General features: G+C 60.5%; 13 protein-coding genes. 7 read left to right on the forward strand and 6 right to left on the reverse strand.

Features of this window, described 5'->3' with window-relative positions; genetic code table 11:
• Positions 1-90 precede the first annotated feature (90 nt).
• Entirely contained in the window at positions 91-729 is a 639-nt protein-coding gene (locus tag JNB88_RS22350) for an XRE family transcriptional regulator (RefSeq protein WP_220357417.1), read from the forward strand.
• Positions 730-1,344 carry an RES family NAD+ phosphorylase gene (locus JNB88_RS22355; protein ID WP_220357318.1) on the forward strand — a complete coding sequence of 205 codons (615 nt, stop codon included), beginning with the start codon at positions 730-732 and terminating at the stop codon, positions 1,342-1,344.
• Positions 1,345-1,375: 31 nt separating this feature from the next.
• On the opposite strand, the gene JNB88_RS22360 is transcribed toward JNB88_RS22355, so the two are convergent.
• The 4 genes from JNB88_RS22360 to traA are packed head-to-tail and all read right to left on the reverse strand — an operon-like array spanning position 1,376 to position 7,305.
• Positions 1,376-1,987, reverse strand: a complete 612-nt coding sequence (locus JNB88_RS22360; RefSeq protein WP_220357319.1) for a TraH family protein — start codon at positions 1,985-1,987, stop codon at positions 1,376-1,378.
• 17 nt (positions 1,988-2,004) lie between these two features.
• Entirely contained in the window at positions 2,005-3,171 is a 1,167-nt protein-coding gene (locus JNB88_RS22365) for a conjugal transfer protein TraB (RefSeq protein WP_220357320.1), read from the reverse strand.
• Entirely contained in the window at positions 3,161-3,727 is a 567-nt protein-coding gene (gene traF / locus JNB88_RS22370) for a conjugative transfer signal peptidase TraF (protein WP_220357321.1), read from the reverse strand. Before traF ends, JNB88_RS22365 begins: the two co-directional genes overlap by 11 nt.
• The gene (gene traA / locus JNB88_RS22375; RefSeq protein ID WP_220357322.1) at positions 3,724-7,305 is read right to left on the reverse strand and encodes a Ti-type conjugative transfer relaxase TraA; all 3,582 of its coding nucleotides are present in this window, start codon (positions 7,303-7,305) and stop codon (positions 3,724-3,726) included. Before traA ends, traF begins: the two co-directional genes overlap by 4 nt.
• Before the next feature lie 251 nt (positions 7,306-7,556).
• Between traA and traC the strand changes: the two genes are divergently transcribed.
• The 5 genes from traC to JNB88_RS22400 all read left to right on the forward strand — a co-directional run bounded on the left by traC (position 7,557) and on the right by JNB88_RS22400 (position 10,711).
• The gene (traC, locus tag JNB88_RS22380) at positions 7,557-7,829 is read left to right on the forward strand and encodes a conjugal transfer protein TraC (RefSeq protein ID WP_220357323.1); all 273 of its coding nucleotides are present in this window, start codon (positions 7,557-7,559) and stop codon (positions 7,827-7,829) included.
• 4 nt (positions 7,830-7,833) lie between these two features.
• Positions 7,834-8,046, forward strand: a complete 213-nt coding sequence (gene traD, locus JNB88_RS22385; protein WP_220357324.1) for a type IV conjugative transfer system coupling protein TraD — start codon at positions 7,834-7,836, stop codon at positions 8,044-8,046.
• Positions 8,036-9,988, forward strand: coding sequence for a Ti-type conjugative transfer system protein TraG (gene traG, locus JNB88_RS22390; RefSeq protein ID WP_220357325.1), 1,953 nt, complete (start codon positions 8,036-8,038; stop codon positions 9,986-9,988). The genes traD and traG overlap by 11 nt, the downstream gene beginning before the upstream one ends.
• Before the next feature lie 17 nt (positions 9,989-10,005).
• Positions 10,006-10,200 (forward strand): hypothetical protein, encoded by a 195-nt coding sequence (locus JNB88_RS22395; RefSeq protein WP_220357326.1) that lies wholly within the window; start codon positions 10,006-10,008, stop codon positions 10,198-10,200.
• A 211-nt stretch (positions 10,201-10,411) separates the two neighbouring features.
• Positions 10,412-10,711 (forward strand): WGR domain-containing protein, encoded by a 300-nt coding sequence (locus JNB88_RS22400; protein ID WP_220357327.1) that lies wholly within the window; start codon positions 10,412-10,414, stop codon positions 10,709-10,711.
• 741 nt (positions 10,712-11,452) lie between these two features.
• On the opposite strand, the gene JNB88_RS22405 is transcribed toward JNB88_RS22400, so the two are convergent.
• Both JNB88_RS22405 and JNB88_RS22410 read right to left on the reverse strand, forming a co-directional pair.
• On the reverse strand, positions 11,453-11,737 hold the full coding sequence (locus JNB88_RS22405) for a copper-binding protein (RefSeq protein WP_220357328.1): 285 nt from the start codon (positions 11,735-11,737) through the stop codon (positions 11,453-11,455).
• A gap of 24 nt (positions 11,738-11,761) precedes the next feature.
• Positions 11,762-12,241 carry a cupredoxin domain-containing protein gene (locus JNB88_RS22410; RefSeq protein ID WP_220357329.1) on the reverse strand — a complete coding sequence of 160 codons (480 nt, stop codon included), beginning with the start codon at positions 12,239-12,241 and terminating at the stop codon, positions 11,762-11,764.
• Positions 12,242-12,248 lie beyond the last annotated feature (7 nt).

Below are 12,248 nucleotides of genomic sequence, written 5' to 3' on the forward strand. Positions count from 1 at the left end.
ACCACCAAAGACAACTCGGCCCGCAGGGATGGACCAGATAGGTCCATGGCTTTCTTTCTGGCGACAGGCGCCGATGCGCTGCCGGAAGGTATGAGCGGCTTCAAAATCAAAGTTCCGGATAGTGCGACCAAAGTCCTGTCCGACAAGCCGAAGCGCGTACAGGCACTCCTGCAGCAATATGGTCAGGCGATTTCAAGGAGTCGAACCGCCGGCAGGCGTGTGAGCTTCCGCGTTGACGTCGATCCAGAAGGCGAAATGGTCGTAACTCCGGTCGAAGACGACGCGTTGCCCACAGCTGCGCTGTCTGAGGAGGACAGCATCGCAGATGCTGGACTTGAGCAAGCTCTTGCTGCGGCCCGGGCACGCGGACGCTCGAAAGCCGCAGAAATCCTCGAGCGCGCCGATATGCTCAGCGCTGACGACTTTGCGCGCCTGCTCGGCACGACGCGGGTGACAGTCAATACCAAGCGGCAAAACGGTCAGGTGCTCGGACTCGACGGCGCCAAGCGTGGGTATCGCTTCCCTGAATGGCAGCTCGATTCCGATGGCAAGCCATTTGCTGCACTCCCTATTCTTCACGAGATGCTCGGTGGGGCCTGGGCGGTCTATCGCTTCCTGGTCCAGCCGCATGGAGAACTGGATGGTCTGACGGGTCGTGAAGCTCTGGAGCGTGGGCGAACTAAACAGGCGATCGCGGCAGCGGAAAGCGTTGGGCGAGATTTCCGGTAAATGGGAAATGCGCTGCCGCCCGCCGGCTTCGAAACAGCACGCCTGCATCTACACGTCGTGGCGTCCGGCTCACGGTTCGGCCGCATCTACCTCGATAGATACCCTGATCCGCTCGGTTTCGGAAAGACACCGAGCCGCTTCAGCGACCCGCGGCGCCGAAAGCCCGCCAATCGCTTTGGTGTACTCTACATGGGCGACACCATCAAAGTCTGCTTTCTCGAAGCCGTGCTGCGAGATCAACGCGATGGCTTGATCGGCGATCTGGCTATTGCCGAGTCAGACCTTCATAACCGACAGTACGCACAGATTGAGGTGATCGCCCCCCTGAAGATGGTTGATCTGCGTGACGACGGAGCGATCAAGATGGGTGTTCCGACGGATGTGGCAAAATCCTCCAAGCAATCCCTTGCTCGCGAATGGGCTGTCGCATTCCATGAACATCGAGATCAGGTCGACGGCATCATTTATCCGTCGAGGCTAAACGGGCACACGAATCTTGCGGTGTTCGATCGAGCCATCGGGAAGCTGAGGGCTGTCGGCGCAACAAGGCTGATACGGGCACCGGGTCTCGCGAATGTACTCGATGACCTGAACGTTGCGATTGTCGATCCCTGATTCATCGCCGCGTTCAGCGTTGCTTGATAAGTCATTTCTGACCGCCGATCCTCGAGAGATCGATCCTGATACCAGCCGCTTCGATATCGCTTGCATCCGAGGGCTCGGCCTCGCTCTTAACCGGCGCATCGTCGGCAGGCTGCGCCTCTGGTGCCTTTACCTCGTCGCTGTGGTTGGCGATAACACCACCTGGATCTTGGGCTTGAAACACGGCTTGCCCCTCGAACTGGCCGGTCTTCCAAGCGTAGACCGCATCGTCGAAGATTTGCGGAAAGACCTCAGCACTTTTGGGGTTGCCGTACCATTTTGTTACGATCCGGAGGATTTTGGCGAACATCGTCGATCCCTTGCGGAGGTTCTCGCAGGGCTCGACCAGATCGGAGGTTATCTCGGAGGTATCCTTTACGCCGACACCAGCCGGAAACTGCGTCACCCCCACTCGGACCACCGCCTGGCCGACATACTGCCGAACGATGCCCATGGCCTCTTCTGGGGTCTTCGGTTTGGGAACGAGGATGAGACGTCCACCCGATCTTACGGTGACAGCGAGCGGCTCGCCGGAGCCGACCGCAGACACGAACTGCTCAACAATAGCAGGCTTGAGCGCCGGATCGGCGCACTGTTTGATAAAGGCAGCGTCCATGACGATGGCTCCAATGATCAGGTGTTGAAAGACATCACGAAAGGCTTGCCGAACAGCCGAGCCCACGCTTCTGTGGTGGCGAATTGAATGGCGATGATGGATGTTCCTCTGGTCCACCAGCCATTCCCCACCGCGACGATCAGATCAGGATCATGAAGCATCGACTGCAGGATGGGCCAAATGATCAACTGCTCGTAGCAGATGAGTGGGGCCAAGCGCTGGCCGCCAACTGATACGATCGGATTTGCAAAGAAGTCCGCTCGGGCTCCGCCGCTCCTTCCAATCAGAGGCAACCAGGGCTGCCACATCGAGCCAGGCACTGGCATGCGCTCGCGATAGAGGATCTCGCTTTCGGTGGACGAGACGCGTACCAACACATTGTCATAGCCTTCCGGCTCGACGACCGCCGCTCCGGCAATGACGTCCACATCAGTCCCCGTGAGCTGCTGTTGCCACAGGCGATCGACCGATGGCGTCCAAAACCCGAGGGCGCTTTCAGGCAGGAGCATGTGGGCGGCATCGGGCCTGCGTTGCGCGCGCAGCGTTGCAGCAAGGCCACTATGCCGGGTAAGACTGCTGTCGCGACCAAGACTATCTCCCAGCTGCAGGTCGACGCCCTGCCATCCCGCCTCTAGTTTGGGAGCGGTCCAGAATGCGGCGGACCAGAGCCAGAAACCTACGAGGGCCATGGCTGCAGCCGGTCGATAGCGTGTCGTCATGATCGCAAGACCGGCTGCAACTGCCGCCAGTCCCGCCCATCCCCATCCTGGAAAGACAACGCCGGCGGCCGTGACCGGATGGGCCCAACCGATAATGCCGAAGGGTGGGATGGCCATGAGGATCATCGCCACCAGATATCGCAGGGCTTTCCGGGGCCCCGACTGGCGCGACCACAGCACGACATGAACGAAAACGAAGCCGCTTGAGGCGACGATACACAAGATCAGTCCCGGCCAGATGTCCGATTGATAGAAAGCGGCCACGCCTTGTGGGAGACCACGCGACGCCGCCAAAAAATAGGCTGCAGAAACAAGACCGGCGGTTCGGCGACTGCGTGCGAGCGACCAGAGCGCGGGAAAGGCAATTGCTGCTGGAAGCGCCAGCACGTGTCCGCTCCAGGCGATATATCCTGCCGCTGCAGAAGCCACAGCGAGAGAAAGAGGCTGGAGCCAATCATGGCGCATAGGTGAGCACCTGCTTTGCAAGGCCGAGGACACCGGAGGCAGGGACCGGCCCGAAGTACCGCGAGTCCCACGACCCGGGAAATGGCGAGTGCAGGAACAGGAAGCCGGATGGAATCGTCCCTCCCGAATAAGGGCGCAGCCGCCGCCCCAATCCGTCCTGAGCCACGAGGTTGGAGTTCGCGATCCGCCTTCCATCGATCGTGATGGCGCTGGCGACATCAATGCGTTGACCGGCAACTGCCGCCACCGTCTTGATGAGGGGACCAAAGCCGCCTGGGCATAGGCCCCAGCGGAGGTAGCCTCGCTTAACCCCCTCCGAAATCGCATCGGTCTGAGGCGGGCAGACGAACACCATATCGCCGACCTGAACCGGACGATCGAGGGGCGCGACACGCCACAATCCGAGCGGTTCGCTGGGTGTGGTGTTGATCCGCAGGCCGCCAATGGTGCCGCTGATAATCACCACCACGGCAGCGCCGGTTGAGGTCGCGAGAAGGGCGAGGGCCGAACGTCTTCGGCGAGCAACGGCAGGGGTGGAGGAGATATAGGACCTCATTTCAGCGACAAGCCTTTCGTCTGGCTCTGCCGCATGGCTTCCGCCTGTTTCAGCGCCACAGCTGTCCGTTCATGCGCGGCCAATTGCTGAACAGTCCGGATCGTGTCCCAAGCCGACCTCAGCTCTTGTCTCTGCGCCGGCTGCATTCCCGCGGACGCTGCCTCGAATGCCTTCCCGTCCGCGGTCTTTGCCGCAAGCGGCAGGAAGGTCCGTTCTCCGAAGCGTTCCGACACTGCCTTGGCAAAACCTTCAAGCTCGGCCTTCACCATTTTGTCCGCCAGGGCGAACTCGAGACCGGCGGGGATATCGTTTCGATCGATCGCATCGCGCACGCGCTCGAGCACCTGCTTTGCCGATGCGGAGAGTGCCGGAATGTCGAGCGAGAGCTTGGTGCGGACCGCGCGTTCCTCATCCTCATAGCGGCTGGCCGCCTCTGCGCGCTTTGCAATGAAATCCTGCAGATCGCGGGCGAGAGCCGGCGCGTTGACAAGAGCAGTATCGCGCGCCTGCTTCTCGGCGCTGCCGGCGAACAGCCCCGTCTTCCCCTTCAACGCGCCGAAGCTTTCCGGCTGCTCTGCAATCCGCACAATTGTCGTTGCGGCAACCGTCCCATTTGCCAGCATGGCATCGACATTGACTGCCTTGAAGGCGGCCTGCGGATCCGCAAAGACGTGATTGAAGCGAGCGGAAACCTCCTGCCAGCTATCCTTCAGGCCAGCGTCGGCTGAAAGCCTGTCTTCGACCGCCTGACCGATCGATCTGGGGAAGGTCGTTGTACCTGAGACCATGGGTTTTGCCTCCTTGATTGCAGATGATGTTGAGGCCGCCGCCTTCCTTTGACCAAGACCGAGCTTCGCTGCGGCGGCGGCAAGGCGCGCGCCGAGCTCGGCAAGTTTCGACGATTGACGGACGGTCCATTGGATCTGATCGTGCGCGATCGTGCGGGCGACGTTCATGAGATGGAGGCCACGTGCCTCGGCAAAGCGCAGCGCGGCGCGATAGTGCGAGGCGTCCTGGTAATCGAGCGTCGTTTCCTTCGATCCAGAGCGCGAGAGCCGCTCATGAAGGCGGGCCATCGCCAGCTCCTCGATCGGCACGACCTTCCAGGAATTCCTGTCGACCTCTGTTCCGTCGGGAAGCGTGACGCGTTGCGATCCGACGTGCTTGAGGCCGATACGATCACCGATCTCGGCTTTCGATTCATCCATCGCCCGCGCGAGGTCCACACCCCAGACGGTGCGCGTCTGACCATCAGAATAACCGAGCGTCACGTAGTAGCTGCCCCGGTTGCCGGGCTTGTGCTCGTAGGGCGCTTCGCCGTGGGCGATCAGCACGCCGCCACGCCGTTGCGCGAACTCTTCCAGCCCGACATAGAGCTCCGCCGTCTCGCGGTGGCGGGTCATCGCGACATAGGAGAGGTGCCGGTCCAGCGTGCTCGACGCCAGCACCTTGACGCGATCGACGGTGGCGCCCTGGCTCTTGTGGACCGTGGTGGCATAGCCGTGATCGACATTGGCGTAGAAGCGCTGTTCGATGACGACATGGCGCCGATCGTCGCCATCCCGGATCTCTGCAACGATCCGCCCTGGCTGGGCCTCGACCACACGCGCTAACATGCCGTTCTTGACGCCGATCGACCCTTCATTCTTCAGGAAGACGATCTGATCGCCGGCCGAAAAATGCCTCGTTCCGTCTTCCGACTTGAACGCATGGCCAACCTCGATCACGCCCCGGTCGACCAGCTTGCCGCGCGCCATCTCGTTCAACAGCCGCACATCGACACGACGATGGGCAAGGATCAGGGTCGTCTTCGTCGGATCGTATTCACGGTCCCAGTCGGCGATCAAAGAAGTGATCACCTCATCTTTTGTCCACCCGGTCCGCACAAAATTCCGCTGCGTGTAAGCGTCGAGCGCAGCTGACACGTTTCCTCGCGCCAGATCGAGTGAGGCATCGCGCATCCATTGTTCGCGCTGGCGGTAGATGGTCCCGAGTTCCGCATAGCCGATCCGCTCGGAGATGGCGCGGAAGGCAGCACCGGCTTCGATCGGCTGCAGCTGCTCGGGATCTCCGATCAGGACGAGTTTGGCCCCCCTCTCCGTGACAGCATCAACGAAGCGCGCCATCTGCCTGGACGAGACCATGCCGGCCTCGTCGAGGACGAAGACGGTATTCTCATCGAGTCGGTCTCGCTGCTGATCCCATCGCAGTTCCCAGGCTGAGAGCGTGCGGGAGGCGATGCCGGCTTCTTTCTCCAATCCTTCCGCCGCCTTGCCCGCCAATGCACCGCCAACGACGCGGTATCCGGCCGCTTCCCAGGCTTCGCGCGCCGCCTTCATCATCGTCGTCTTGCCGGCGCCGGCGCGGCCGATCACGGCGGCGATCCGCTCTGAGCCAGTAACATGTTCGATCGCGGTCTTCTGCTCATCCGACAGGCGATCATGATGAGAGAATACGCCGTTCAGGACCGCTGGCTTGACGGCATGAGAGGATCGCTGCGACAGCCATAGCGCCTCATTGGCCATCTGCGCTTCAACGCGGATCAGCTCCCGTGTCGTGTACTTCGCCGCTGACCTGACGCCAGTGACAAGATCCATACGTTCACGGTCGAGCCGTAGCGTCTGCGGGCTCTGCAGGATCCGCGCCATCAAGTTCTGGAAGAGGGCCGCATCGTCGATATAGCGGTAGAGGACCTTGGCGACATCGCGTTCCTCGAAGACACTCTTCTCGCGGGTGATGAGGTCGAGCACGATCTCCGGATTGCGCTGGATGCGCCGCGCGTTTTCAGCGCGGCGTCCCTCCTGCAGCTCCAACCGCTCGAGCGTGACCTTTTCCTCTCCGCCCTCGCCCTTCCGCTCGATCGCTTTCGTCCCGACGCCGAGATGGATGGTCGGAGCCAGCTCGATCCCTTGCTTCTCGAAGGAGCGCCCATCGACACGAATATCAAGACCGGCGAGTGCCAAATGCCGGTTCTGGATCGCAAACCATCCATCCCGAAAGACATTGAAATCGTCGGCTCCGCCAGCCCAAAGCTCATAAACGATCTTGCCGGCATCGTTGCGAAGAGGATTGCCGTCAGATCCTAAGACCGCGACCTTCTTGCCGCCGAACCCATCCTCGGTCAGTGGCCGCAAGGTGGTCATCAGATGGATGTGCGGATTATCAGGAGCATCGTGAAAGACCCAATCGGCGACCATGCCCTGGGCGGTGATGTACCGTTCTACGAAGTCGCGGACGAGGGCGATGTTCTGATCGGCGGTCAGCTCGATCGGCAGGGCAATGGTCACATCCTTGGCAAGCTGTGCATCGGAGCGCTTCTCGAATGCCTCGACCTTGTTCCAGAAAGCTTCTGAGGCGCCGGCGACCGAACGATCGGCGATCATTTCCTGCAGCCATTCCGGAGCGTCCTCGGGAATGACGAACTCCTCATGCAGCAGCCCCTGCTTGCGGGAATAGTCGATCGTCCTGGCTTCTCGCTCGAACTCCATCTTGGCGCAATGCCGGTAGGCCGCCGACAGCACAGCGCTGCGGCCGGAGCCGCGGGCAACGATGCTGACGGAGAAATGCGGGACGGCCACGAGTAGAATTCCCCTTTACGCAAATGATTTCAATCAGTTCGAAGATAACGGCGGCCCCGCCAGGCCGCTCTTGCGAGCACGTCGCGTCAGCGACGTATAATTGCGCCCTTGGATCCGCTTCTTCGAAACGGCGGGATCATTCGCCAAAAGCTGGCGCTTTGGCGAGGTGCAACATTGCACCTTTCCAGCGGGAGAAATTTCGGGGCAGGGTTCATCTTGATCGAACCGTCAGCAACGAGGAAGCCACGCCCATGAAGAAGCCAACTGCCAAAATCCGGGAAGAAATTGCTCGCCTGCAGGAGAAGCTGAAGGAAGCGGAAACACGTGACGCCGAGCGGATCGGTCGGATCGCGATACGGGCAGGGCTCGGAGAGATCGAGATCGAAGAGGCTGACCTTCTGTCGGCATTCGAGGAGATAGCCAGCCGGTTTCGCGGCGACACGAAACCGGCTCCGGGACGCAAGCCTGCGACCACGCCGCCGAACGGCGCTGGCGAGGCTGCGGGCCAATCTGCTGAGGCTTGAGCGGATGCAGAAGATGACGGCGAGCGAGGCTCGCAAGAAGGACGCGCGGGAGAAGATCGAGCTTGGTGGCCTGATCGTCAAGGCGGGCCTGCGCTATGAGAAACGTGCGCTGCTACTCGGACTCCTGATCGATGCCAGCGCACGGATCAAGTCTGACGAGGCGGAGCGAAGCCGCCTGAGTGAACTCGGTGCGAAGGCATTTGCCGATGACGCTTAGGAAGATCCTTGTCGCAAGCATTCCGGCCATTGCCATGATTGCCATTTGCTTGAGCCTCCCCGGTATCGAACGGTGGCTCTCGGCGTTCGGCACGACCGATCAGGCAAAGCTGATGCTCGGGCGAATCGGGCAGGCATTGCCCTATGTGCTCGCCGGCGCCTGCGGTCTCCTGTTTCTCTTCGGAACCAGGGGGTCGATCAACGTCAAGGCGGCTGGTTGGAGCGTCGCCGCGGGCGGCCTCGGCGTGGTCGTCGTCGCAGCGATCAGGGAGGGGTCGCGCTTGCTGGCGTTTGCCGAGCCAGTCCCCACGGGAAGGACGCTTCTGTCCTATGCCGATCCTTCGACCATCACAGGAGCGGGCGCAGCACTACTTACCACCGTCTTCGCGCTGCGCGTCGCCAGGATGGGCAATGCGGCGTTTTCGCGAAGCGAGCCGCGACGCATCCGTGGCAAGCGCGCCCTGCACGGAGAAGCGGACTGGATGACGATGCAGGAGGCGGAGAAGCTCTTTGCGGAAACGGGCGGCATCGTCATCGGCGAGCGTTATCGTGTCGATCGGGACGATCCGGCGACGAGGGCGTTTCGACCGGGTGAGCCGACAACCTGGGGCAAGGGTGGCTCCGCGCCGCTGTTGTGTTTCGATGGCTCGTTCGGTTCGTCGCACGGCATCGTCTTCGCCGGTTCGGGTGGCTTCAAGACCACCTCCGTTACGGTCCCCACCGCACTCAAATGGGGCGGCTCGCTTATCGTCCTCGACCCGTCCAACGAGGTGGCGCCAATGGTGATGGAGCACCGGCGCAAAGCGGGCCGGCGTGTCATCGTCCTCGACCCGAAAAAGCCAAGCTCCGGCTTCAATGCGCTCGACTGGATCGGTCGCCATGGCGGCACCAAGGAAGAGGATATCGCCGCCGTGGCGTCATGGATCATGAGCGACAGCGGTCGCGCCACCGGCGTCCGCGACGACTTCTTCCGTGCATCCGGTCTCCAGCTTCTGACGGCGATAATCGCCGACGTCTGCCTTTCCGGACATACCGACGCGAAGTCCCAGACCCTGCGCCAGGTCCGCGCCAATCTGTCGGAGCCTGAGCCGAAGCTCCGTGCGCGCCTACAGGAAATCTACGACAACTCGGCATCCGACTTCGTGAAGGAAAATGTCGCCGCTTTCGTCAACATGACGCCGGAAACGTTCAGCGGTGTCTATGCCAATGCGATCAAGGAAACGCATTGGCTGAGCTATACGAACTACGGCGCACTGGTGTCGGGGTCGAGCTTCCCCACCGATGCACTGGCGGACGGCGAGACCGACGTGTTTATCAATATCGATCTCAAGACCTTGGAGACCCATGCCGGGCTGGCGCGCGTCATCATCGGCTCCTTCCTCAACGCAATCTACAACCGGGATGGAGCGATCAAAGGCCGGGCATTGTTTCTCCTCGATGAGGTCGCAAGGCTCGGTTACATGCGGGTGCTGGAGACAGCGCGTGATGCCGGCCGAAAGTACGGAATCACACTGACGATGATTTATCAGTCGATCGGCCAACTGCGGGAAACCTATGGTGGGCGCGACGCGTCCAGCAAGTGGTTCGAGAGCGCCAGCTGGATCTCGTTCGCCGCGATCAACGATCCGGAAACTGCCGACTACATCTCGCGTCGGTGCGGCACGACCACGGTCGAAATCGACCAGGTCAGCCGCAGTTTCCAATCGCGTGGATCGTCTCGGACACGCTCGAAACAGCTTGCCTCGCGGCAGTTGATCCAGCCCCACGAAGTCCTGCGCATGCGCGCTGACGAGCAGATCGTCTTTACGGCGGGCAATGCGCCGCTGCGATGCGGCCGCGCGATCTGGTTCCGACGTCCGGACATGACGTCGTGCGTGGGGAAGAACAGGTTTCAGCAACGCGAAGCGGATGTCGACGAAGCTGTTTCTCCCGAAACAATCTGAGCGCAGGAGGATCGTCGATGCGATACTGGGAAGCCTGCGAGGCACAGGTTACGGCAGACGAGGCCATCGAAGAATGCCGCATCCACGAAGTCGCGGCTGCGGTCCGCGACGACGAAAAGGCATTGGTCGATGAAGCCACCGGCGAGGTCATCGCCCATGCCGACGAAGAGGGTGAATATTATGGCGCCGATATCCTCGGATATCTTGGGTAATGAAGGCTGCCGCAGTGCAAGCGAGAGGATCGTGACCCGAATGGGCGAAGACCGCTTGCGGGCTTCGTTCGCCTCGGCGAATAGAGCCGTGCGCCGAAGGCGGATCGCCCAAAACCTGATGTTGCGAACGCTTCACCGGATTGAATCGATCACGCGGAACCGATTCATAATTGTCGTTGGACCGCAAACTCAGCACGCGCGATTCTTAGTCATGATCGCACAGCCCTATCAGCTCTACGTCGAACGCAGAGACCGCGCCAAAAACATGGCTCGCTACTATGCCATGTCGATCGACGCCAACCTCTTTGGTGAACTTTGCCTGACCCGGCGATGGGGACGGATCGGCACCAAGGGCCAGACGTTGATCCACCATTTCGAGCGGGAACAGGATGCCGTGGTCCTCTTCTTGGAACTGACCCGACAGAAGCGTGCCAGAGGCTATCGAACGAGATCATCGGCAGTCGCCGTATCCGATAGTTCGGCACATGCATCCGGAATCGAGCTGGGATAAAATCATTGAAACGAATTTTGGCGGGAGTCGCCACTTCTGTTCAAAGGTGCGAACCGGGATGTAAGGAAAGGAATCTGATCGATGGCGCTTTCGAGTGTCGCCTTCAGCCCAAGATTTGAGTTGTGTTTGGCCCTGCGCTTACGACTGACCAGATGTAGGCACGGCGAAACGCCGGCTCACCATTTCCTCGTTTCGTATCCGGGGCAAGGGGCGCTCCCAGCTGAGACAGCCACTATCGACCGCTCATTGAAGCAAGGAGTATGTTAGATTCCACTCACTCCGGCTTGGGAGGGCTAAATGTGGGGGCCCTCGATTGCATTCACGTCTCTTGTCAGCTTGGCGGCGTCTAGCATTGGGGCTGATCTTCCTCCGTTCCATACCTCAATCTTCTCTGAAGGTGTCTCGGTGTCCTTATCGGTGCGATCTGTCACCGCGTCTCGGTCTCGGGAATATGACTACGATGTCACTATCGGCCTGACGGAGCGGCTGAGGAATGGCAGGACCATTTTTATCGACCATGGAAATCATCACGCGCGGGTCAAGTGTTTGCCCGGGAAGGTCTTCGTGGGTGGCAAGGAGTACCACCCGCTTCCAAGTCAGGCGACCCGCGACTGGAAGGAGGACCTGGTGGAATCGCTATGCACTGGTCCGGCGTCATAGTCCGCAATTTCGACCACGCATCCTCGCGGCTTTTATGCCTTTGTTGGGCCCAGGGCCGGTTTTAATGGCCTGGGCCCTTTTTCACTTAACCTGCGTCACGGTCAGCTTGCCATCAACGCGCTCGGCAACGAACTCGATGCTCTTGCCTTCCTTCAGTTGTTCCAGAATGGCCGAATCCGTGACCCTGAAAACCATAGTCATGGCGGGCATGTCGAGGTTCTTCAGGTCCTCATGCTTGATGGTGACCTTCTGCCCCTTGGCGTCGACCTTGTTGACGACGCCCTTGGTAAACTCCTGCGCGAATGCTCCAGCAGCGGCGCTGATGGACAGCAGGGAGGCCAAGGCGAGTTTAAGTGCGATCTTCATTGTTAGTCTCCTTTTGAGGGGCGGTTACTTGGCAGCGACAGTGACGTCGCCATGCATGCCAGCCTCGTAGTGGCCGGGGATGAGGCAGGCGAACTTGAAGTCGCCGCCGGATGTGAACTTCCAGATGATCTCGCCGGACTCACCGGCTGCCAGGCGAATTGAATTCGGGTCGGCGTGTTCCATCTCAGGGAACTTCTCCATCACCTTCTTGTGCTCCAGGATTTTATCCTCTTGGTCGAGCACGAACTCATGGTCGGTTTCACCCGCGTTCTTGATGGAGATTTTTACCGTCTGGTCCTTGCGAACCTTGATGACAGCAGGCTGGAACAGCATCTTGCCGTCTTCGGTCTCTTTCATGGTGACGCGGATGGTCTGCGTGACCTTTGCCTTATCGCCAGGTTCGCCGACCGCCATCTTTTCCCCGTGTCCGCCAGCGTGGTCGCCAGAGGCAAGGGCAGGGCTGGTGATGGCCGCAAGAGCAACTGCAAGTGCGTAGATTTTCATGTTTGTT

Source organism: Rhizobium cauense, from assembly GCF_019511525.1.
In the GTDB taxonomy this organism is placed as follows: Bacteria; Pseudomonadota; Alphaproteobacteria; order Rhizobiales; family Rhizobiaceae; genus Rhizobium; species Rhizobium cauense.